Origin of the sequence: Bradyrhizobium sp. sBnM-33 (genome assembly GCF_032917945.1) — a bacterium.
Classification (GTDB): Bacteria; Pseudomonadota; Alphaproteobacteria; order Rhizobiales; family Xanthobacteraceae; genus Bradyrhizobium.
The window spans coordinates 6,157,863-6,179,934 of the sequence record NZ_CP136624.1 but is presented as its reverse complement, the minus strand read 5'-3'; the positions used below and the strand labels follow the sequence as shown (position 1 = coordinate 6,179,934).

The following is a 22,072-nucleotide window of genomic DNA, read 5'->3' as shown; positions in this document are numbered from 1 at the left end:
GCTGCCGCATCTGACGGCGCATGACGTCGCCGAGATCGATGCTGAGATTAGGGCAGCGAAGCGTGACCAGCTTTTCGCGCTGCCATCCAATCGCATTCCAAGCGATTTCCGGGGCAAGCTCCACCTTGAGTTAACGGTGGTCATGTATTGATAGCGGATGCCTGATAACGTTTACAAGTTTCGCCAAGCGAAATGGGCCGATCTGAAGAGGTTCAAAATGCTGGCCTACTTCAAATCGAAGCGGTCGAGTTCGCGCTACTTTTCTTTTTCTTGCCTTGTCATTCTTTGCCTGCTTGTTAGTTTCGTGGCCGTTCAGGCATGGCCGAAGGTCAAACCTGAAATTTCCAAATCGGCCGGCATCCCGGCTTCGTCATCGGTGCGCGTGATTGACGGGGACACCATCAGCCTAGAGGACGGCAAGCGGAACGTTCGTCTGGTTGGATTCAACGCGCCAGAAACAGGAAGCCGAGCCAGATGCGAAGCGGAGCGCCAGAAAGGTGAGGCTGCTAGGCAGAGGCTCCGCGAACTTGTTAGCAACGGCCGATCCGACTTTGAGCAAGTTGCCTGTTCGTGCGCGCCGGGTACGGAAGGCACGGAGGCTTGCAACTTCGGCCGCCGCTGCGGCACACTTAGAGTCAATGGCGTGGATGTAGGATCGACCTTGATCAATGAAGGCTTGGCCGTTCGCTTCGTATGCGGCGCGACAAGTTGTCCGACGCTCCTGCGCCCGTGGTGTTGATGGCAGCCTCGTTACCGATGTGCACGAGCGGACTCGGCGAGGCTTGGAGGTTTCCTCAACGAGTCCGCAACCGCCGCCGCTGCCTTGATACCGCGCAAAAGGAGACTTAGGACTCCCGGCAGCGGAGTCTGTAACGAAGCGAACAAAACACCTTTGGAACCGGCACGATGTGGTAAGGGGGGCACAAATTTTCCTGCTCTCTCCCGACACCAATACTGGGGAGATCTATCAAGGTGACGGTCAGTGGTTTGCTGGGCCACGCGACCAGAATCCAGGGCGCAGGAGCAGGGTATGGTTTGGTGTGCTCGTGTTTCAATTGATAGCGCGAATGCTTGAAAAGTCGCTTCGAGAGATCTCTAAAATTGGATGCAACGCGGAGTTTGATGGCGACCGCAACGACAATTGTCATATAGATGGCCGCGGCAACACATCCGCCAGTTCCTCGTGCCTCTTTTCGGCGACCTTGCGGGCCCCGTCGTATGGGATCGCCGACCGGCGCCGCAATGTTCGCCGTAGAGGTTAAGCTGGCGGCAGGGTCGGCGGCACTGGCCGTTTTGTGCCCGGACAGACTGGAGCCATGCCTTGAGCTACTGCGCGGGCCGATGCGAATTGCTGAAGCCGGATGCTCCGCGTTTGCCACCGGCAATCCCATAGGGCTCAGCCGTACCACGACATTTCGGACGCCGGCTCCTTACTTGGGGTTTCGTTTTTTCGGCTATTCGGAATTTCGTGTTTGAAACATCCTGGCCTCAGTCAGGATCCAGTTCTCGGCTCTGACCCCGCATACAGGCGAACTTGCGCATATTGTTGGTGACGACGATCAAGCCTTCGCCGCGGGCATGACCGCCGACTTGCATGTCGTGCGGACCACTCGGTGTTCCCGCGCGCTCCAGCTCCGCTCGGACCTGACCGTAGTGCGCAGCCGCCTTCTCAGCAACAGTACATCGAGGCGCGCCACAAAATGCTCGATTGCCGTTATGTTGTGGGCGCGGCGTGCGGACTTTTCTGCGCCATAGTGCAACTCGCCGAGCGTGAGACGCAGAGTTGCTCGGCCAATGCATTGAACTTTTCGCGCAGCTCGATCGGATAGTTCTTCATGACATAGATGCAGATGTTTGTGTCAAGCATGTAGGTAAGCATCAGAGCGGCTCGCGCTCCTCGGCTACGGGCTGCTTACGCTCGACCATGAAATCCTTGCTCGCGCGCTGTCCGTTCTGAAACAGATCATCCCACCGTTTGCCTTGCGGCACGATCACACGGCTACGGCCGATCTTCAGAATATCGACGTGATGCACATTCTCGGGAAAGGCCACTGCCTTGGGTAGGCGGACAGCCTGACTGCGATTGCTCGTGAACACCGTGGAGCTCGTCATGCGCATCTCCTTGTATATCCAATTGGGAAATACCTGTTCCCGTGGCGATATTCTTACAAGGTAAAGGACGTCCCGTCAGCGACATCCGCTGAGGCGACCAGTAGGCCGCATGGGCCGGCGCCGGGCCCGTGCCGTTGCAGGCATCGCACCGGATTTCGGGGCCTGCCGTTTTCATGCCTCGCCTGCCCCGAGGAAGGCAGAGACGGGCGGCGTGGTGCGCGGCAGCGGCCGTTCGATCACCCTCGACCCCGTGGAAGGACTGACGGCCCTTGCATCATACCGACAGCCAGGTCCAGCAGGCGCTGCTTGGTGAAAGGATCTGCCTTCTCGGCCAGATCGCCGACGCGCTGCGCCTGCTGCCGGTAGAACCCCCGATCCATGACGCACCCCCACAACACATCGCCTACCGCACAATTCACGACGCCGACGCCGGCCAAGTCAAGAGTCCGAGCACATTGCCCAAGCAACTTCCGCGACCCGCTTGTGTCCGCCGTCATCGCGGCACTAAGCTGCGGCAGCAGGGGAAATATCGATCAGCTTCGTTGTTTTTGCTGTGGTTTTGTTTGTTTTCGATGCCGTTCGTTGCGTCTCGGCTAGGTCGTTTCTGATGCGAAACTGGTGCGGTTCATGGCGTCCGTCCAGTGTCGGGATCTTACGATACTGGCCAAGGCGAGTGCAAAGGAGCTTCCGTTGTCTGGCTGAAGCTAGACCGCCCTGTCGACCATCACTTCGATTAGCTTCGGGCCGGGTCTCTTGAACGCGGATGGCAAGACATCCAGTCCGTCGGCGGCATCGATTCGAATAGTTTCCAATCCGAGCCCTCGCGCAATCGCCGAGAAATCGACGGGGGGATCGGCAAAGTCCATGCCGACAAAATGATCGTCCTGGTGGAACGCCAACAGCCGCTGCTTGATGATGCGATAACCGTGAAAGCCGTCTTGCCCTTGCTGCTAGGGCCTGATGTGCCAATCGGCGGCTACAACAATTTCCTTCGCCTTAGACTGGCGGAAGACGGTTTCGGCGTATTCGTCATTGGATTGGAGGAGGTGCCCGACAGCGAGGGCTGGGCGGCTAATCCCAAACACAACAAGGACAGCCCGATCCGGAGCAGCCCGCGTTTATTCCGAAGGTCGATCTCAAACCTCACTTGATTGAGAAGGTGTCTTTACGGTTGAACACGCCGCAAGCAGGGCAAACCGCGGCGCCCAACGCTTATCGTGTTGAGGGTATCTGAGCAGCCCTCGATGCATTGGCAAAAAGGCTGGCCAATCGGATGCGATGCTAGGTTACATGTAACCAAACATGGAGGGACCGATGGCGACGGCGTCAAGGCCCAAGCCTGGCCGGACGAAGGTCCGGGAACATCGTGAAAGGTTGCGGGCACAGGGTTTGCGACCTATCCAGATTTGGGTGCCCGATGTGCGGTCTTCATCCTTCCGCAAGCAGGCTCATCGTCAGTCACTTGCTGTTGCGGCCAGCAGCCATGCCCGCGACGATCAGGCTTTCATCGACGACGTGTCTGATCTGGACGATGAATGAGACGCGGTGAGATCTGGACCGTCGCTGGCGGCAAGGATTACGCAGGCAAGCCGCGCCCCGTCGTCATCGTGCAGGACGACAGGTTCGACGCGACCGACTCCATCACCATTTGCCCCTTCACCACCGATCCGACGGATGCGCCGTTGTTCCGGCTCATCTTCGAGCCGAATGAGCGCAACGGCTTGCTCTCGACATGCCGGCTGATGGTAGACAAAATCACAACCGTTCCCAAAGCCGAGGTCGGCAGGCGTGTTGGGCGTCTCGACGATGAAGATATGGTACGGCTCAATCAAGCGATGATGGTGTTCCTCGGCATGGCCGTATCCCCCAGGGGCGGAAGAAAATGAAGCCATGGCCACCTTAGGCGCCGAGCCGCCTACACGGACGGCCATTCCCAGAGCATGGACATTTCAACACGAAAATCCGGATAGCCGAACAAAATTGACCCCCCCCTCGATTTTCTTTGCACCGAAATCCAGCTGAACGAAAAACTGAGCCAAATTTCCTACAACTTCAAAAACTTGGGGAAATCGAGTCGTCCTTAGTGGTGCGGATCGAGTCGTTCTTAAAGCGTGATCGAGTCGTTCTTTCGTAGTCCGCACAAATAGCCGGATGGTGGGCCCGGCAGGACTCGAACCTGCAACCAGACCGTTATGAGCGGAAAGTTCTAACCATTGAAGCCGCGCCCGCGGGAGGGAAGGTACCCGCTCCAGTCCCGACATACCTGGCGCTGAGTCCAGCTTGGGTGGCACAAGTCCAAACTTATATTTCGTCCTGCAAGAAGTCTGCAGCGCGGCGGCACGGTGCAAACGCTATTATTCCACGCGTGCGATTGGAGGCTCCTCGAGTGCCTCTCGTCTGTTTGCGAGAGTATTCTTCCTTCGATGGATTTCACTGCGATAGGTGGCGAGGGCGTTCAAATCGCGGCGCATTTCGGCCACGTCTGGCATTGGGATTTGACGTCCGGCAGCCATATCGTGTCCGGAGAGCTCCGAAACGCGTTTCATGTTGGCGAAGATGACTTGATAGTCGCTGTCCTCGACGACCACACCCTTCAAGCTCAGCGTCTTGACACCGGAGGAGAAGCGCTCGACGACGCCGTTTAACAGAACCTCCTCCACGAGCCGCTCCCAAGTCTCGCGCAGGTCCGTGTAAAAATCCTTGGCAACACGGCGGAAATCCTCCGAATCGCGATGTATTCCGGCCGGGACAGCCCGCAGACGCGCCTCTAACGCCTCAATGCGCTTTGTAACTTTCTTAGCAATCCAAGGCTCGTCGTTCTCGGATACCAGACCGAAGCGCCCGTCGGACTTACCGATCAGATTGACGATCGCCGGGACCTGCGGGACCCGCGCGGCCGCCGCCGCCAATATCTCTTGGTAGAAGATCAAGTGATGGGTAAAGACGATTACTTGGCGGCCGGCTGCGGCCTCTTCGACCAGCCGCTCGGCAACCTTGCGCAGCCGCTGGTGGTCTAGAGAGGTCACAGGGTCATCGACAATGATCCCGTGGTAGCCTGGAATACGGGACATTTCCGCGAGGAAGCAAGCGATGCCGAGCGCGCGCTGCTCGCCTTCGCTCAGTACTCTGGCCTTTACGGCAGGTCGGTGGGCGTCTAGCGCTACGTCAAACAGGTTCCGACCGCGCTCAGTCGCCTCGCCAAACCGGAACGGAACGTGGCCCAAGTCAAGCCGCTGAATCTCGGCCATGATACGGTCTCGCAACTCGGGCGTGACGAGCTCGCCTCGGCGGCGCGTTGCGAACTGCGAAATTCTTCGTGTATCCAAAGCAGCTCGGCAATTTAGCAGGCGCTGGCGAAGCTCGAGCTCAGCCCGGCGAAGCAGAGCCACGAAAGACTGTTTGTCCTTACGGGTGCCGGCTGCAGCACGAACTCCGGGATACCCGACTATCGGGACGCCGACGGCAGCTGGAAGCGAATGCAGCCGGTGCGCTTTCAGGCGTTCGTCGCAGACGACGCCATCCGATCCCGCTATTGGGCGCGCAGCATGATCGGCTGGCGTCGGTTCGGACAAGCCATTCCCAACGACGCGCATCACGCCTTGGCTCGGCTCGAGGCCAACGGACGGAGCCGAATGCTCCTCACCCAGAACGTCGATAGGCTGCATCAAGCCGCCGGGAGCAGGGTGGTGATCGACCTTCACGGCCGGCTCGATCTGGTGCGCTGCATGGCCTGCTCGGCTGCCCTACGCCGCGCCGACTTTCAGGAAGATCTGGTCCGTCTCAACGCAAGCTGGGCCGACTTGGATGCCGCCGTTTTGCCGGATGGCGACGCCGAGCTCGACCACCTGGACTTCTCGGGCTTCGCCGTGCCGCATTGCCCGTCCTGCGGCGGCGTGATGAAGCCGGACGTCGTGTTCTTTGGCGAAAGCGTTCCGCGGGATCAGGTCTTCCTGGCCATGGAGGCTCTGGAGCAGGCCGACGCGATGCTGGGTCGTGGGTTCGTCCCTTATGGTCTATTCGGGGTTCCGGTTCGCTCAGGCGGCAGCACGGCTCGGCATTCCGATCGCCGCCGTCAATCTCGGCCGGACACGGGCTGACGATCTGCTGGCCCTGAAGATCCGAGACCGCTGCGAGGCGGCACTCTCGTTTCTCCTGTAGCCGGGCGAGCGCGGGCCATGCGCCTGCAAACTTCCAGACTCAACTTACTAGGCTGGACTCAAGGTCCGGCTCGCCAGACTCAATTTGGGTCGATCACCACACACTGGCACACGCCGCTATGTCGGACCTAGTTCGCATAAGGTTCATTACGCGAAATAACCCTCCGGTGCCGTCTGGGGTTCGACCCGAGTGCGGCAGATCTAGCTAAGCAAGTTTGCGCTGCTGTTATCCGATAGGCTTTGCTTTCTTTTTCATTTCCTTCTCTGCCAAGGCGACATGACGCGCGAGCTCTGCGTCGCGCTTAGGCGCTGCGACGCCCCGCGTTCCGAGGTAGCGGAGATGAGACAAGTCGGCCTTGATCTCGATCGCGTTCACCAACCGCCGCAGTATCGGGAGCAGAATCCGCTTCGTGTAACGCTCGCCCTCGGAGCGGCGGATGATCGACTCGTGGCCGATGAGTTCGTCGATCCACGCTTGATTGATTCCGGCCATGTTCTTGAGGTCGGTTTCCACGTTGCCGCGGAACGAATGAAAATCAATGCGGGCCCGATAGACCTTTATTGACTGCCTATAATAGGAAAAGCGATCAGTGAATGCCGCAGACCGGCGCTTTCCGGGTCCTTGCGGAATCAGTTCCGGAAACAAGGGCTCGGAGGGGGCGCGGCCGATCACCCGTTGTTCGAGAAAGCCCATGTCGAGCACCAGGTCCGCGAAAGGAACGTCTCTAGGCGAGCCCGAATCTTTGCCATCGGTGATTTCCAAATACGGGATCGGACCCTCGCCGGTATCTTGCACCTTGATGTCGCCGACGAGCGCGTCGCAGGTCTCATTCTCCCGCGTCCCCATGGTGCGCGCCAGAAGCGGCATCCAGAACAGAGCGTCGCGGTGAATTTCGTTTCCAGGCTTTGCCCGCCGGAAAATCGAGGAGCATCCTGCATATAGCGGCGACTCGAATAGTGTTTTTTCGAGGCTGGCCGGCCAATTGAACCGTTCGTTCCGCGCCTTACGGCCTTTCTTCAAAGGGACATGGAGACCAGCAAAGGGTTTTCGATATCCGCCGGAATTTTCTTCTTTTCGACGAGGTAATCCCAATATTCTGCGAGGTTGCTGACGTGCTTGTTGACCGTCGGGCTCTGCATTCTTTCTTTTTGCGGCAGCGTCCGGCCCTGCGCCAACAGCTTTTCCCCGGACATCTTCTTCCGGTCGCCGCGGGCATAATGGCGCGGGAGCAACAGCAGGTTCGTCTTGAAGTCGCTGGCGATCGGTTTGTCGATCAACTGCGCCACGGTCGCGGCGGGAAATAGTTTGTCAAAGATGTTCTTCGTGCCTGCAGCGTTCGCGGCCGTATCGGATTTCCACTCGCGAACATCCTTCTTGTGCTGCTCGAACTGATCCCAGAACGCGGTAAAGATAAACGCGTCCGGCTGCGCGGGCTTCTTTTCTACGGCGATCTCGCGAGGAATCGGAATGACGGCCTGCCGCATTTCGTCGAGCAGGGTCGCATAGCCGCGCAGGATGGTCCGTTCCACTAACCGGCCGGCCACGGTATTAGGATCGGCTGGCAGGCCGATTTCGCGCGCTGCCGCCGCGATGATGGTCTGGTATTTGTCCGATGCCTCCTTGCCGGTCAGAATGCGCTCGATCTTGGCCTGTTGTTCTGGCGCGAACATGTCGGAGGCGAGGCGGAAGAGACCGTCCAGCTCGGCGGCCTCTTGGCGCCCCATCTGTTCGATCTCGTCGCGCTCGAAGAAATCCAGCCCGCCGGTGTCCGCGCGCCGGACCTCGCGGCGCCAGATGCAATCATCAATCCAGTTACGGACCGCATTCTGCAGTTCGGCTCGGCCCGGGTTGCTCGTTGAAGTCATTAGCAATTCGATTTTGAGGACAAGCAGCATCGCCCGGCGGCGAGCGATGCGGACGTCGCTCGTCTTCAGGCTGCAAATAAGCTCACCCGGGAAACCGCAACCCGCAAGACGCTTGGGCCATTTCCACCGGAAAAACCATGTATGACCTCGGCGGCGTAGGTAGGAAGGCACAATCCGGCTCCCGTGGACCATGGTGTTGGACCATCGTCTGCCGGATTTCAGATCGGCCGATCTAAGCTGTCAGGATTGTTGCGGTTTTTCGGAGTCTGGCTGGGGAACTAGGATTCGAACCTAGACAAACAGAGTCAGAGTCTGTTGTGCTACCGTTACACCATTCCCCAATGATTGCTCAATAACATCAATAGCTTATTCGAATGTCCGGGCAATCGGCTGGAGCGGGATCGTGCAAATCGCCGCTTTCGCTGGTGCGTCGTTCTACCCGTTCGGTCCGGGCCTTGGCAAGCGTGGAAGGGGGCTTTTTGAAGCTGAGCAAACCAATTTAGGTGGCGCTTCGAACCGCGGCGACAGACCCCCAAGATGATTTATCGACGACCTAAACAAATCATTCGGCGGCTTGCTTGACGGAGTGTTGCCCATCCGCATGGGCGTCATGGTCAAGATCGGCCGAACGGCCCCAGAGCGCAAAGGCGTTCGAAAGCCGGTCGAGATAGAGATAGACCACTGGCGTCGTGAACAACGTCAGCGCCTGGCTGACGAGCAGGCCGCCGACCATGGCATAACCGAGCGGCTGGCGAATTTCCGATCCCGTGCCGGTGCCGAGCATCAGCGGTACGCCGCCGAGCAGCGCCGCCATCGTCGTCATCATGATCGGGCGGAATCGCAATAGCGCCGCCTTTCGGATCGCGGCTTCGGGCTCGAGCTGCTCGTCGCGTTCGGCCGTGATCGCGAAGTCGACCATCATGATGCCGTTCTTCTTCACGATGCCGATCAACAGCACGATGCCGATCAGCGCGATCAGGCTGAAATCGAACCCGAACAGCATCAGGATCGCCAGCGCGCCGACTCCGGCAGATGGCAGCGTGGACAGGATCGTGATCGGATGGATGTAGCTTTCGTAGAGAATGCCGAGGATCAGGTACACCACCACGAGCGCTGCGAGGATCAATAGCGGCACGGTGCCGAGCGACTGCTGGAACGCCTGCGCGGTGCCCTGGAAACTCGAATTGAGCGTGGTCGGCGCGCCAAGCTCGACCATCGCCTTCTGCACCGCGTCGGTCGCCTGTCCCAGCGCCACGCCTTGCGCGAGGTTGAAGCTGATCGTGATCGCCGGAAACTGGCCCTGATGGCTGATTGACAGCGGCCGCACCGGCACGCTGGTCCAGGTGGCGAAGGTCGACAGCGGCACCTGCTCGCCGGTGGTGGGCGACCTCACGTAGATCTTGTTCAGCGTGTCGAGGCTGCCCTGCAATTCAGGCAGCACCTCGAGCACCACCTTGTAGGTGTTGAGCTGGGTAAAATACTGGGTCACCTGGCGCTGGCCGAACGCATCATAAAGCGTGTCATCGATCAGTTGCGGCTGGATGCCGTAACGCGCGGCGGTGTCGCGGTTGATCTTCAGCTCCAGCGTGGTGCCGTTGGTCTGCTGGTCGGTGGCGACGTCGCGCAGTTCCGGCAGCGTCTGCATCTTCGCCAAAATCTTCGGCGCCCATTCGTTCAGCTCGGCGAGGTCGGCGTCCTGCAGCGTGAACTCGAACTGGGTTCGCGTCGGCCGGCCGCCGAGCCGCACGTCCTGCGCCGCCTGCATATAGAGGCGGGCGCCTTCGACTTTCTCGAGCTGCGGACGGAGACGCGCGATGATCTGCTGGGCGCTCGCCTCGCGCTCGTCGCGCGGCTTTAGCGTGATGTAGAGATTGCCGTTATTGCCGGCGCGGCCGCTGCCGCCGATCGCCATCGCGACCGAGGCGACGTCGGGGTCGGCCTGCACGATTTTTCCAAGCTCCTCCTGATGCCACTTCATGTCGGCAAAGGAGATGTCCTGGCTGGCTTCCGAGGTGGCCGTGATCAGGCCGTTGTCCTGCTGCGGGAAGAAGCCTTTCGGGATGATGACGAACAGATAGACCGACAATCCCAAGGTGGCGAAGAACATCATCAGCGTGGTGAGCTTCCAGCGCAGCGCCAGATCGAGACTGCGCTCGTAGACGCGCAGCATCGCGTCGAAACCTCGCTCGCTCCATTGATAAACCCGGCCATGGCTGGTTTCGCCGTGCGCGCGGAGGAAGCGCGAAGCCATCATCGGCGTCAGCGTCAGGGATACGATCATCGATACGAGAATGGTCATCGCGAGCACCACCGCGAATTCGCGGAACAGCCGCCCGATGATACCGCCCATCAGTAACAGCGGAATCAGCACGGCGACCAGCGAGATGCTGATCGATACGATGGTGAAGCCGATTTCGCTGGCGCCTTTGAAGGCGGCGGCCATCGGCTTCTCGCCTTTCTCGATGTAGCGCGTGATGTTCTCGAGCATCACGATGGCGTCATCGACCACGAAACCGACGGCGATGGTGAGTGCCATCAGCGAGAGATTGTCGAGCGAATAGCCGCACACCCACATCAGCGCGCAGGCGCCGAGCAGCGCCAGCGGCACTGTCACGGCCGGGATTACCGTTGCCCAGAAGTTGCGCAGGAAGATGAAGATGACCATCACGACGAGCGCGATGGTCAGCAGCATGGTGAATTGCACGTCCTCGACCGCAGCGCGAATCGTCGTGGTGCGATCACTCATCACCTCGATCTTGACCGCCGCCGGGATCGCGGCGACCAGCCGCGGCAGCGTCGCCTTGATCCGATCGACAGTCTCGATGACGTTTGCGCCGGGCTGCTTGAATACGACCAGGAACACACCGCGCTTGCCATTGGCCCAGGCCGCCTGCTTGGCGTCTTCCGGACCGGTGACGGCCTGGCCGATATCGCGAATTCGCAATGGGCCGCCGTTGCGATAGGCAATGATGACGTCGTTCCAGTCCTTGGAATCCGGCAACTGGTCGTTGGCATAAATGGTATAGGCGCGGCGCTCGCCGTCGATATTGCCCTTGGGGCTGTCAACGGTTGTGATCGCGATCTGGCTGCGAACGTCTTCCAGCGATAGCCCCTTGGCAACAAGCTTTGCCGGGTCGATCTGAATGCGGATGGCAGGCTTCTGCTGTCCGCCGATGATCACCTGGGCCACGCCGGAGATCTGGCTGATCTGCTGGGCAAGCTGGGCATCCACGGCGTCGCTGACGGTGGTGAGCGGCAGCGTGTCCGAAGTCGCAGACAGGATCAGGACTGGTGCATCCGCCGGGTTGACCTTGCGATAGATCGGCGGGGAGGGAAGGTTTTTTGGCAACTGGCCGCTGGCCGCATTGATCGCGGCCTGCACGTCGTTAGCCGCGGCGTCGATCGGGCGGTTCAGATCGAACTGGATCGTGATCGCCGTCGTACCGAGATAGCTGGTCGAGGTCATCTGCGCGACGCCGGGAATCTGCGCGAGCTGGCGCTCCAGCGGCTGCGCCACCGACGACGCCATAGTCTCCGGGCTGCCGCCGGGCAGGGAGGCAGAGACCTGAATGGTCGGAAAATCGACCTGCGGGAGCGGCGCGACCGGCAGCAGTGGATAGGCGACGAGGCCGACGAACATGATCCCCGCCATCATCAGCGAGGTCCCGATCGGGTAGCGAATGAAGGGGGCGGAAATTCCCTGGCTCATTCCCGGGCAGCCTTCGCCTGATCCGAACTGGCGACCGCGGTTGTGACCAATGTGCCGGGCTGAACCTTGAACTGACCCGCCGTGATCACCCGATCGCCCGGCGACAGCCCCTCGTCGACCACAGATCGGCCATCGATTGACCGCGTCGCCTTGATCTTGCGGAGCTCGGCCTTGTTCTCGGGGCTGACCGTGTAGGCGTAAAGTCCGTTGGGGCCATGCTGGACGGCATCGTCGGGAATTACGGTAGCGTTCTCCAGCGTCGCAATCAGCAGCCGGGTCGAAACCGACTGGCCCGGCCACAGCGCGTGGTCCTTGTTGTCAAAGACCGCCTTGAGCCGAACCGTACCGCTTGACGTGTCGACCTGGTTGTTGATCAGGGAAAGCGTGCCGGTGGAAAGCACCCGCTTGCCGTCCGTGGAGAGTGCGATCACTTTGGGAGAACCGGCGGCCAGCGCGGCTCTGATATCCGGCAAGTGGTCTTCCGGCGCGGTGAAGATCACCGCGATCGGTTCGATCTGGGCGATCGTAACGATGCCGGTCTGAGTCGCAGCGTTGACGATATTGCCGACGTCGACCTGGCGCAGCCCGGCGACACCGGAGATCGGCGCCTTGATGGTGGCGTAATCGAACTGGGTCTGCGCGTTTTCGATCGCCGCATCGTCGCCGGCCACTTGCGCCGTCAATTGCGCGACCAAGGCACGCTGGGTATCCGTTTGCTGGCGGGTCGCGAACTCACCGAGCCGAGTGGAGCGCTGCAGGTCGAGGTTGGCGTTGGCGAGATTGGCTTGATCCTGCGCCTTCTTCGCCTTGGCCTGATCGAGCGCGGCCTGGAACGGCCGCGGATCGATCTCGGCCAACGTATCGCCTTCCGTGACGAACTGGCCTTCCTGAAACGCAATTCGATTGATCTGACCGTCGACGCGGGTGCGGACGACGACGGTGTTGAAGCCTTGCACAGTGCCGAGGCCGGTCAGATAAACGGGAAAACTGGTCCTTTCGACCAGGGCCGTTCGCACGGGCACGGCAGCACGGGCTGGCGCGGGCTTCTGGGCTTCAGCTTGCGCCTCACGGGCCTCGCTTTGGAATCGCTGCCAGCCGAAAAAGCCTACTAGCGCGGCGATCGCTGCGACCAACAAGACCCAACGGATGGTGCGTGATCTCGACATGCTGAACCACTTGTTTCGGATAACAGGCAAAGGCGCCCAGCACGGTTCCCTGTCGAGACAGGTATAGTCTGCGCGCTCTCGGTGCGTACACGCACGAGCGCTTGAGAATCCTAAACTATTGGAAAGGTTGCGGCAGCGCACGCGCGAGGATCGGCATAGTACAGGCGCGAGGATCGGCATGACGCGTGGCTCGCAATCTCATCCGCATCACCAACTGTCGAACGACTTTGGACCGCAAATTAGAATCGTTGTGATCTGGATGGATTCAAGCGACGTCTCGCCCCAACCGCGTTGACCCCGAAAGTTTCGCTCGGTACTTACGGTGCAGGATTTGTCCTGCCGCCGGCCGGTCGCTGCGAGCTGAATCAGCGGCACGTCCTTTCGGAGCCGGATGAATGCGGCGGCGAGCTGGTGGTCGCGGACCTTCACGGTTCCCACCAGATCAAGCTCGCGGCCGGTGACCTCGTGCCTTGGTCCTGCGTCTAGACTCCTACGTCTAGTTGCATCTGGTCGGGCCGGTTGCTCCGGGTATGCGCGTGGCATCTTTTTTCAGGCTCCAGAGGGATGCCTACGCCCGCGGCCTGATCTTCGATCTCGACACCTCGATCTAGGCCCTGGTGGAGCGGCTTGGCGAGGCGACCCCGAAACGGTCAAATTGACCGGTTCTATTATAACCTGATCCGCTACTGGGCCGAAGTATGAACAACATGTCTCTTTCTCGCGTCATGATATTTGCGGCGATGTTGGCGCTGGCGATGCCGTCGCTGTCGGCGCCGTCGTCGGCCCAGCAGGGTACGCCTGCTGCGGCGCCGCCCGCACCTGCGGCCCAGCAGGCACCCGCCGTATCGCAGGTCCCGGCCACGCCCTCACAGCCGTCGGCTGCGCCGGCCCCACCGGCCGCACCTTCGGATTCAGCCGCTTTGCCGGCGGAACGCGAGAGCAAATTGCTGAAGTCGGCTGCCGCTGAACTCCGCGAATTGTCGCCCTGGTCGATGTTCATGTCGGCTGACGTGGTGGTCAAGGCGGTCATGATCGGTCTCGCCTTTGCCTCGCTGGTGACCTGGACCATCTTCATCGCCAAGATGGTCGAACTCACCGTCATTCAGCGCAAAGTGCGCCGGGCGCTTGCCAAGATCTCCGATGCGAGGTCACTGGCGGAAGCGCAATTCGCGCTGGGTTCCAAGGGCAGCGTGCTGTCGTCCTTGCTCGCGGCAGCGATGCGCGAGGCGCGGCTGTCGGCGGGCATTTCGAGCGATGCCGGCATCAAGGAGCGCGCCGCGTCGAGCTTCTCGGAAATCGTGCGCGCCGAGGCGCGTCGGATCCGGCTCGGTATGGGCCTGCTCGCGACCATCGGCGCGACCTCGCCGTTCGTCGGACTGTTCGGCACCGTCTGGGGCATCATGAACAGCTTTATCGGCATTTCGAAATCGCAGACCACGAACCTTGCCGTGGTGGCGCCCGGCATCGCCGAAGCGCTGCTCGCAACCGCGATCGGCCTCGTCGCCGCGATCCCGGCCGTCATCATCTACAATCACTTCGCGCGCGTCACCAAGGGTTACATGGAACTGGTCAGCCGTGCATCGGGCGCCGCAGGACGGCTGCTGTCGCGCGATCTCGACCGTACGCACGTTAGTTCACTCGGCGGCTCGCATGCCCGCGCGGCGGCGGAGTAAGCGATGGGCGCGTCAATCGCAGAACACGACCTCGATGATGACAGCGATTTCGCCGAATCGCACGAGATCAACGTCACGCCGTTCATCGACGTCGTTCTGGTTCTCTTGATCATCTTCATGGTCGCGGCGCCATTGTCGACCGTCGACCTGCCGATCGATTTGCCAACGTCGACCGCAACCCCGCAGAAGAAGCCGGACAAGCCCACTTATGTGAGCATCAAGCCGGATCTCTCGGTTGCGATCGGGGAGGAACTTGTCAAGCGCGTTGATCTGGTGCGTTCGCTAGATGCGATGCCAGACAGCAACAAGGACCGTCATATCTTCATTCGTGCCGATCGCGCGGTACCTTACGGCGAGTTGATGGTCGTGTTGGAGATCTTGCGCTCCGGCGGCTACTCGAAAATCAAGCTGGTGGCGCTGGAAGGCGTTCCTGATTCGGGGGCGGCGCAAGCAGCGCCGGCAACACCTTGATCGGCCTTGACGAACAGAAGCCATCACGGCGGCTCTGGATTTTTGCCGCTGTGACTGCGCTTGTGCTTCATGCTGGTGGGGCTGCGCTGGCAATCGCGCATTTGCAATCCGAAGTAGAAGCGGACGATGCCGTAGGTGCGTCAGCGATCGAGGTTGGAGTTGAACTTGCATCGGCCAACCGTGAAGAAATCAACCTGCCCCCGGGTCCTGATACCGAGGCTTCCGTAGCATCGCCCCAACTCGCCGACCAAGAGGCCGAGGTCAAGGACACGGAACTGCCGCAGGACAGACCGACCGACGTCGATGAAGCTGACCGCGCGGTGACGCCGAACAAATCGGAAAAGCCGAAGGAGGACGATCCGAAGCTTGCGGCGGTACAAACGCAAGCCTCGCCGGAATCAGCGGCGCAAGAGGCGACGGCGACGCCTAACCTTGACGGGCGTCGTGAAAACACGGCTAAGGCTCCGAAATTGGGCATCGGCAAAAGTGTCGAGCTCGCGAAAGTGGCGTGGGAAAAGAAGGTCGTTGCTCATTTCAAGAAGTTCCTGATGTTTCCGGACGGCGTGAAGGTGAAAGGCGCGGCGGTGAAGCTCGCGCTTGAATTCGACCGAATGGGTCACGTTGTTTCAGTCAGCGTCGCCGAAGGTTCTGGTCTGAGCGCTTATGACGAAGCTGCTATGAAAATGGTCCGACGGGCTGATCCTGTACCGAAGCCACCGCCGTTGGTCGCTGATCTAGGTTTGACTCGCACTTTGCCCGTCACGTTTAAGGACGCAAAATAAGTCGATACTTCTCGTTTGTCCGTCAGGTCGCGCACGAAGTGGACACCGGTTCGCGTGAAGAGAACGCGTCAAAACAAGAATCCAGAGCTTCGGTTCTGACTTGGTCAGAAGCGAAGCGTTAGATCGGATAATGCTGTGGCCCTGTTTCGATCGTGATCCAGCGCAGTTCCGTGAATTCGGCGATGCCGGCCTTGCCGCCGAAGCGGCCATAACCTGACGCCTTGACGCCGCCGAACGGCATCTGCGCCTCATCGTGAACCGTGGGCCCGTTGACGTGGCAGATGCCGGAATCGATGCGCTTGGCGACCTCGAAGGCGCGCGCGATGTCGCGGCCGAATACCGCTGCCGATAGCCCGTATTCAGTGTCATTAGCGACGCGAACGGCTTCGTCCGTGCCGTTGACGCGCACGACGCAGACTACCGGACCGAACGACTCCTCGCCGTAGATCCGCATCGACGAGTTGACGCCGTCGATCACAGTCGCCGACATCAGCGTTCCCTCGCTGCGCCCGCCCGCGACCACCTTGGCGCCCTTGCTGACGGCGTCGTTGATCAAGGTCTGGATGCGGGCGGCTGCATCGGTGCCGATCAGCGATCCCAGCGGCGCGTTACCCTTGCGCGGATCGCCGGCGACAAGCGATCCGGCTTTCGCCGCGAGCTTCATTACGAAGGCATCGGCAATCTTCTCGTCGACGACGAGCCGCTCGGTCGACATGCAGATCTGGCCCTGGTTCATGAAGGCGCCGAACGCAGCGGCGGCAACGGCTGCGTCGAGATCGGCGTCGTCGAGCACGATCATCGGCGCCTTGCCGCCGAGTTCGAGCAGGGCCGGCTTGAGGTACTTTGCCGCAACCTGCGCGATGATGCGGCCGACGCGCGTCGAGCCGGTGAAATTGACGCGCCGCACGGCTGGATGGCCGATCAGCATTTCGATCAGCGCAGGGGCATCTTCCGGCGCGTTGGTGATGACGTTGAGGACGCCGGGCGGCAGGCCGGCGTCGCGCAGGCATTCGGCGATCAGCCGGTGCGTGCCCGGGCAAATTTCGGAGGCTTTCAGGATCACGGTATTGCCGCAGGCAAGCGGCAGCGCGATGGCGCGCACGCCGAGAATGACGGGCGCGTTCCAAGGCGCCATGCTCAGCACCACGCCCGCGGGTTGGCGCACGGCCATCGCGATGCAGCCCGGCTTGTCCGAGGGGATGACCTCGCCTGAAATCTGCGTGGTCATGGCGGCGGCCTCGCGCAGCATGCCGGCCGCGAGGTGAACGTTGAAGCCGGCCCAGCCGGCAGTCGCGCCGGTTTCCGCGGCCATCAGCTCGACGAATTGCGACGCCTTCGACGCCAGAAGATCGGCAGCCTTCAACAGGATCGCGCGCCTGGCGTTCGGGCCGGTAGCGGACCACGCGGGGAAGGCGGCTGCGGCGGTATCGGCCGCGCGCTTTGCATCCGCGATCTGGGCTGCCGCGGCGCGGCTTGCGAGATCGCCGGTGACCGGGTTCAGGCGATCGAACGTCGCGCCGTTCGATGCCGGCACATCCTTGCTCTCGAGCAGCAGCGAAATTTCATACATGGCTTTCTCTCCTCAAGCGGGGCTTATGACGATGATGCGGTGGCCGGCGGCACGCCGCCGAGATAGGCGCGCTGGACGGCGGGATCGGCTTTCAACTCGGCGGCGGTGCCGTGCCCGACGATGACGCCGTTCGCGAGCACATAGCCGCGATCGGCGATCCGCAGGCTCTCCTGCGCGTTCTGTTCGACGAGGAGGAGCCCAACGCCGGCCTCGCGCACACGGCGCAAGGTGGCGAACAACTCCTGCACCATGGCAGGTGAGAGTCCGAGCGACGGCTCATCAAGCAGCAGGATGTCCGGATTGGACATCAGCGCGCGGCCGATGGCGAGCATCTGCTGTTCGCCGCCGCTCATGGTGCGCGCGATCTGGCCGGCGCGCTCGCGCAGGCGCGGAAACAGCGCAAGCACTTGCTCGCGCCGCGCCGCTTCGCCCTCGCGGGCGCGCTTCGGGTTGGCACCGAGCAGAAGATTTTCCTTCACAGTCAAATCGCCGAAAATTCCGCGGCCCTCGGGCACCAGCGCCAGCCCGCTTTCGACGATCTCGTGCGCGGCAAGCGCGGAGATATCGCGGCCACCGAGGCGCACCTGCTTGCCTGGCAGTGTCCGAACGACGCCGGCGATGGCCTTCAGCAGCGACGTCTTGCCGGCGCCATTGGCGCCGAGAATCGTCACGATCTCGCTGCGGTCGACATTGAGGGCGACGCCATCGAGCGCGCGGTGCAGCCCGTAGGCCAGGCTGAGATTTTTGACCTCAAGCATCGGCGGCCACCCCGCCAAGATAGGCCTTCACGACGGCCGCGTCGCTCAGTACGTCCGCAGTCGCGCCTTCGGCGATCTTGCGTCCGCTGCTCATGACGATGCAGCGGTCGCAAAGCGCGCGAACCGCGCTCATCACATGTTCGACCAGCACGATGGTGATCCCGTCAGCCCGCAATGAGCGGATCAGGTCGATGCCGATCGCAAGTTCGGATGGGTTGAGTCCGGCGAGCCATTCGTCGAGCAGCAGCAGTCGCGGCTTCGCCGCCAGGGCGCGTGCGAGTTCGAGGCGCTTGCGGTCGATATAGGTGAGGTCCGCCGCGGGCCGCCAGCCGTGGCCGGCAAGACCGACGCGATCAAGCAGCGTGTCGATCCGTAGTTCTGCCTCGGAGGCGGGCAGATACGGTCTCTGGAACGCCAAACCCGCCTTGATGTTCTCGCGGCAATCCATGCCGTCGAGCACGCGGACGAGCTGGAACGTCCGGGCAAGGCCGAGCCGCGCGATCCGGTACGACGCAAGGCCCGCGATGTTCTGGCCCATCAGGCGGATGGTGCCGGCATCGGGGCGCAGCACGCCCGAGATCAGATTGAGTGCGGTGGTCTTGCCCGACCCGTTGGGGCCGAGCAGGCCCATGATTTCGCCTTGGGCAACCGCGAAGCCGAGATCGTTGACCGCGACAAGCCCGCCGAACGCGCGCCGCAGTCCGTTGATCGCCAGCACTGGTATTCCGCTGTCCTGGCTCATGCGGCTATCCGTTGCGTGGCTTTGCCGCCCGCCGTCGTCGAGAGCTTCTCGAACAATCCAGCGACGCCCCTCGGCAGCATGTAGACGATCAGCAGGAAGATGCAGCCGAGGATGATCGTGAACGTGTTCGGGAAGCGCGCGCTCAGCAGCTCAAACAGCAATGTCAGCGGCACGGCGCCGAGCACCGGTCCCCACAGCCGGTGCGCGCCGCCGAGCAGCGCCATGATCAGCACCTGAAACGAGATCATCGAGTTGAAGGCGATTGATGGTTCGATATAGGTCCAGCGTGGTGCCATGATTGCGCCGACCAGCGTCATCACCGTGGCGCTGATCGTGAACAGGGCGACCTTGGCAAAGGTAGTATTGATCCCGCAATGTTTCGCGACGGTCTCGTCTTCGCCGATCACGCGCAGCGCAAAGCCGAGGCGCGAGCGCGCGATCAGCCAGCCCAGCAGGAATACCGCGGCGGTCAGCGCCAGCAATTGCCAGTAGATATCGGCCTGCGTGATGTCGACGAAGACATAGCGCCCGAGCACGCGTGATTTGTTGACCTCGAACCAGACCACGAGTTGGCGGATCAGTTCCGTCAGGCCAAACGTGAAGATGACGAAATACACGCCGCTCAAGCGCAGCGTCGAGAGCCCGACGATGCCAGCCACAATGGCGCCGAGCGCCGCTGCGATCAGCAGCACCAGCGGCCACGGCAAAATTTCGCCCAGCACGGCGACGGTATAGGCGCCGACGCCGAAGAAGGCGGTCGTTGCCAGGGAGACGTAGCGTGTGGGCCCGGAGAACATGCTCCAGGCCGTCGCCAGCACGGTGTATTGCAGCAGGCTAATGGCGAGCGCGAGGTAGTAGGCATTGCCGAGGCGCGGAACGAGCGCCAGCAGTGCAAGCGCTGCGAGCGCGACGGCACCGAAGCCGGCGATACGAGCGCTCATCGCGTGGCCCTGCCAAACAGTCCGGCCGGCTTCACCAGCAGCACAGCGAGAAACAGTGCGAAATTGACTGCGAGCGTAAGTCCGGGATCGACATAGGAGGCAACCAGCGCCTCGCTGAGACCGAGTGCTAGTCCCGCGACCAGGCAGCCCAGCATATTGCCGACGCCGCCCATCACGACGACGATCAGGGCCTTCATCGTGAAGACGACGCCGGATGACGCGCTGAAGGTGAGGAAGGTGCTGACCAGCACGCCGGCGGCGGCGACCAGCGCACCACCCAATGCAAATGTCAGGGCCGAGGCCTGCGGCACATTGATGGCGACAAGCTGGGCGGCGAAAGGATCAACGGCGACGGCGCGTACCGCCGTGCCGGCGCGGGTCCGTGTCAGGGCGGCATACAGCGCCAGACCGAGCAGGATGGTGATCCCGAGCGCGGCGAGGCGGTTGGCCGCAACCGTCTCGCCGAGAAACTGCACCGGGAAGGCCAGGAACGAATAGCTGTAATAGGCTCCGCCGAACAGCGCGAGCATCGAGCCCTGAATGACGAAGGTGAGGCCAAAAGTTGCGAGAATGCTGTCCACCTCCAGCGCGTCGCGGTTGGGCGCGCGGCGCACCAGTGGCGTGAGCAGCAGCTTGTAGATCGCAAAATTCAGCACGAAGGCAAGGGGAACGACCAGCGCCAGTCCGACAAACGGACTGATCGCCCAGCCCGTGAACAGCCAGTGCGATGCAAAGGCTGCGGCGATCAGAAACTCGCCGTAGGAGAGATTCATGATGCGCGCAACGCCGTACTGGAGCGTGAGCCCCATGGCGATCAGCGCATACATGCCGCCCAGCATCAGGCCGGTCAGAATGGCGTTGGTCATTGGCGTGCTGGCCGCGTCACTTTCTTGGCGTTACGGTGCCACCCACGCCGGCTTCGGGACGATCGCGGTGCGCGCGCCTTCGTTCTTCGCCGGTGCGATGCCATAGAACTCACCGTCCTGCCACTGGCCAACCCACCAGAAGCGCGTCGGCATGTTGTTCTCGAGCTTGACCTTGCCGATGACGGTATCGAACGTGCCGGTCTGCAGGTCCTTGATGACGGCAGCGCGGTCGATCTTGCCGACGCGCTCGATCGCCTGCTGCAGCATCTGCAGGCTGGCATAAGTGACCGCGCTCGCCCAGCGGTCCGGCTCGGCGCCGTTGGCGGCGGAAGCCTTGTGGCGGGCGAGATAGTCCTTGATCGCCGGACTGTCGCCGCTCCAGCCGCCGATGCCCATCACGCCTTCGGTGTTCTTGCCGAATTTTTGCCGATAGAGCGGGAAGGCGGTGCCGACGCCGGTATAGAAAACCTTCGGATTGAGCCCGGCGATGCGCGATTGCTCGGTCAGCGCCAGCGTATCCGGCGGATAGCTGAAGGCGATGAAGACATCCGGGTTGAGCGCCTTGATCTCGTTGACGATCGGCGCCAGATCCTGCGTGCCGATCGGATAGCTCTTGTCGTAAGCGAGCTTGAACTTCGCGTTGGTGAGCGCCGGCCGCGCCGCCGACGACAGATCGATCCCGAAGCCGTCGGCAATGCTGACCATGGCCACGGTGTCGCCGATCTTCTTTTCGTCGCGCAGTTTGTTCAGCAATTCGACCAGCGATTTTGCGGCGTCCGCGCTGGTGCCGAGCAGCCAGAAACTGTTGGGCCAGCGCTTGGCGAGTTCGGGCGCGCGGTCGGTCACAGCGGTCGCAGCGAGGTGCGGATAGCCTTCGCGGTTCAGCGTCGGACCAACCGCCAGATTGAGGCCGGTGCCCCATGGCGGCAGGATGAAATCGACCTTGTCCTGGTTGATCAGCCGCTCGAGCGCGCGCACCGCCTCTTCGGCGTTGGAGCGGTCGTCATATTGCACGACCTCGATCGGGACGCGCTTGTCGCCGAGCTTGATGCCACCGGCGGCATTTACCTCCTTAACCCACAATTCGTAGTTGGGGATGGTGGTGACCGCGGCGCCTCCGGTGTTGGGGCCGGTGCGCGAGATGGCGTAGCCGATCTTGATCGAGGTCTGCGCCTCGGCGATGGCGGTCAGGCCGAGCGTAGCCGCGCAGGTGGCGGCCGCCAGCAGGGCGGTGCGCCGCGTCAGGAATGTCATCATTT

The 22,072-nt window shown here is 61.7% G+C and carries 19 protein-coding genes, 1 tRNA gene and 5 pseudogenes; 10 read left to right on the top strand and 15 right to left on the bottom strand.

Annotated elements, in window-relative coordinates; genetic code table 11:
- Positions 1–157 precede the first annotated feature (157 nt).
- A complete protein-coding gene (locus RX328_RS29165; RefSeq protein ID WP_213249730.1) occupies positions 158–739 on the top strand; it encodes a thermonuclease family protein in 582 nt (193 codons plus the stop codon).
- A gap of 715 nt (positions 740–1,454) precedes the next feature.
- On the opposite strand, the pseudogene vapC reads toward RX328_RS29165, so the two are convergent.
- Together vapC and vapB are read right to left on the bottom strand one after the other, a co-directional pair.
- Positions 1,455–1,879: pseudogene (gene vapC / locus RX328_RS29160) on the bottom strand (tRNA(fMet)-specific endonuclease VapC).
- Positions 1,879–2,112, bottom strand: a complete 234-nt coding sequence (vapB, locus tag RX328_RS29155) for a type II toxin-antitoxin system VapB family antitoxin (protein WP_213249732.1) — start codon at positions 2,110–2,112, stop codon at positions 1,879–1,881. The pseudogene vapC and the gene vapB overlap by 1 nt, the downstream one beginning before the upstream one ends.
- A gap of 269 nt (positions 2,113–2,381) precedes the next feature.
- On the opposite strand from vapB, the gene RX328_RS29150 reads away from it, so the two are divergent.
- Positions 2,382–2,720, top strand: a complete 339-nt coding sequence (locus tag RX328_RS29150; protein WP_213249734.1) for a hypothetical protein — start codon at positions 2,382–2,384, stop codon at positions 2,718–2,720.
- Positions 2,721–2,816: 96 nt separating this feature from the next.
- On the opposite strand, the pseudogene RX328_RS29145 reads toward RX328_RS29150, so the two are convergent.
- A pseudogene (locus RX328_RS29145) lies at positions 2,817–3,038 on the bottom strand (thiamine pyrophosphate-dependent enzyme); the annotation flags it as partial.
- Here RX328_RS29145 and RX328_RS29140 point away from each other — a divergent pair.
- The 3 genes and pseudogenes from RX328_RS29140 to RX328_RS29130 all read left to right on the top strand — a co-directional run.
- The gene (locus tag RX328_RS29140; RefSeq protein WP_317258520.1) at positions 2,988–3,263 is read left to right on the top strand and encodes a hypothetical protein; all 276 of its coding nucleotides are present in this window, start codon (positions 2,988–2,990) and stop codon (positions 3,261–3,263) included. The pseudogene RX328_RS29145 and the gene RX328_RS29140 sit on opposite strands and share 51 nt — an antisense overlap.
- Positions 3,264–3,426: 163 nt before the next feature.
- Complete coding sequence (locus RX328_RS29135; protein ID WP_213249740.1) at positions 3,427–3,651, top strand: antitoxin MazE family protein; 225 nt, start codon at positions 3,427–3,429, stop codon at positions 3,649–3,651.
- Positions 3,648–3,911: pseudogene (locus tag RX328_RS29130) on the top strand (type II toxin-antitoxin system PemK/MazF family toxin); the annotation flags it as partial. The gene RX328_RS29135 and the pseudogene RX328_RS29130, both read left to right, overlap by 4 nt.
- 555 nt (positions 3,912–4,466) lie before the next feature.
- On the opposite strand, the gene RX328_RS29125 reads toward RX328_RS29130, so the two are convergent.
- Positions 4,467–5,360 carry an AAA family ATPase gene (locus tag RX328_RS29125; RefSeq protein ID WP_213249744.1) on the bottom strand — a complete coding sequence of 298 codons (894 nt, stop codon included), beginning with the start codon at positions 5,358–5,360 and terminating at the stop codon, positions 4,467–4,469.
- A 102-nt stretch (positions 5,361–5,462) separates the two neighbouring features.
- Here RX328_RS29125 and RX328_RS29120 point away from each other — a divergent pair.
- Positions 5,463–6,270 (top strand): annotated as a pseudogene (locus RX328_RS29120) (NAD-dependent protein deacetylase).
- A 225-nt stretch (positions 6,271–6,495) separates the two neighbouring features.
- Here RX328_RS29120 and RX328_RS29115 read toward each other — a convergent pair.
- The 5 genes from RX328_RS29115 to RX328_RS29095 form a co-directional block, all read right to left on the bottom strand.
- Complete coding sequence (locus RX328_RS29115; protein WP_213249746.1) at positions 6,496–7,290, bottom strand: hypothetical protein; 795 nt, start codon at positions 7,288–7,290, stop codon at positions 6,496–6,498.
- Positions 7,287–8,306 carry a DUF6538 domain-containing protein gene (locus tag RX328_RS29110; RefSeq protein ID WP_213249748.1) on the bottom strand — a complete coding sequence of 340 codons (1,020 nt, stop codon included), beginning with the start codon at positions 8,304–8,306 and terminating at the stop codon, positions 7,287–7,289. The genes RX328_RS29115 and RX328_RS29110 overlap by 4 nt, the downstream gene beginning before the upstream one ends.
- Positions 8,307–8,402: 96 nt before the next feature.
- Positions 8,403–8,476 (bottom strand) — tRNA-Gln (locus RX328_RS29105).
- Between the two features lie 221 nt (positions 8,477–8,697).
- Positions 8,698–11,844, bottom strand: coding sequence for a multidrug efflux RND transporter permease subunit (locus RX328_RS29100; RefSeq protein ID WP_213249750.1), 3,147 nt, complete (start codon positions 11,842–11,844; stop codon positions 8,698–8,700).
- Positions 11,841–13,010: an efflux RND transporter periplasmic adaptor subunit gene (locus RX328_RS29095; RefSeq protein ID WP_213249752.1), complete on the bottom strand. Its 1,170-nt coding sequence runs from the start codon at positions 13,008–13,010 to the stop codon at positions 11,841–11,843. Before RX328_RS29095 ends, RX328_RS29100 begins: the two co-directional genes overlap by 4 nt.
- A gap of 378 nt (positions 13,011–13,388) precedes the next feature.
- Between RX328_RS29095 and RX328_RS29090 the strand changes: the two are divergent.
- The 4 genes and pseudogenes from RX328_RS29090 to RX328_RS29075 all read left to right on the top strand — a co-directional run.
- Positions 13,389–13,712 (top strand): annotated as a pseudogene (locus RX328_RS29090) (PKHD-type hydroxylase); the annotation flags it as partial.
- A 5-nt stretch (positions 13,713–13,717) separates the two neighbouring features.
- A complete protein-coding gene (gene exbB / locus RX328_RS29085) occupies positions 13,718–14,683 on the top strand; it encodes a tonB-system energizer ExbB (RefSeq protein ID WP_213250067.1) in 966 nt (321 codons plus the stop codon).
- A 3-nt stretch (positions 14,684–14,686) separates the two neighbouring features.
- Complete coding sequence (gene exbD / locus RX328_RS29080; RefSeq protein WP_213249754.1) at positions 14,687–15,154, top strand: TonB system transport protein ExbD; 468 nt, start codon at positions 14,687–14,689, stop codon at positions 15,152–15,154.
- Positions 15,151–15,936, top strand: coding sequence for an energy transducer TonB (locus RX328_RS29075; protein ID WP_213249756.1), 786 nt, complete (start codon positions 15,151–15,153; stop codon positions 15,934–15,936). Before exbD ends, RX328_RS29075 begins: the two co-directional genes overlap by 4 nt.
- Positions 15,937–16,054: 118 nt before the next feature.
- Here the strand turns inward: RX328_RS29075 and RX328_RS29070 are convergent, their stop codons facing one another.
- The 6 genes from RX328_RS29070 to RX328_RS29045 are packed head-to-tail and all read right to left on the bottom strand — an operon-like array spanning position 16,055 to position 22,067.
- Positions 16,055–17,506, bottom strand: a complete 1,452-nt coding sequence (locus RX328_RS29070) for an aldehyde dehydrogenase (protein WP_213249758.1) — start codon at positions 17,504–17,506, stop codon at positions 16,055–16,057.
- A 23-nt stretch (positions 17,507–17,529) separates the two neighbouring features.
- The gene (locus RX328_RS29065) at positions 17,530–18,264 is read right to left on the bottom strand and encodes an ABC transporter ATP-binding protein (protein WP_213249759.1); all 735 of its coding nucleotides are present in this window, start codon (positions 18,262–18,264) and stop codon (positions 17,530–17,532) included.
- Complete coding sequence (locus RX328_RS29060; protein ID WP_213249761.1) at positions 18,257–19,006, bottom strand: ABC transporter ATP-binding protein; 750 nt, start codon at positions 19,004–19,006, stop codon at positions 18,257–18,259. Before RX328_RS29060 ends, RX328_RS29065 begins: the two co-directional genes overlap by 8 nt.
- A complete protein-coding gene (locus tag RX328_RS29055; protein ID WP_213249763.1) occupies positions 19,003–19,947 on the bottom strand; it encodes a branched-chain amino acid ABC transporter permease in 945 nt (314 codons plus the stop codon). The genes RX328_RS29060 and RX328_RS29055 overlap by 4 nt, the downstream gene beginning before the upstream one ends.
- Positions 19,944–20,813, bottom strand: a complete 870-nt coding sequence (locus RX328_RS29050) for a branched-chain amino acid ABC transporter permease (protein ID WP_235782635.1) — start codon at positions 20,811–20,813, stop codon at positions 19,944–19,946. Before RX328_RS29050 ends, RX328_RS29055 begins: the two co-directional genes overlap by 4 nt.
- Before the next feature lie 30 nt (positions 20,814–20,843).
- Positions 20,844–22,067, bottom strand: coding sequence for an amino acid ABC transporter substrate-binding protein (locus RX328_RS29045; protein ID WP_213250069.1), 1,224 nt, complete (start codon positions 22,065–22,067; stop codon positions 20,844–20,846).
- Positions 22,068–22,072 lie beyond the last annotated feature (5 nt).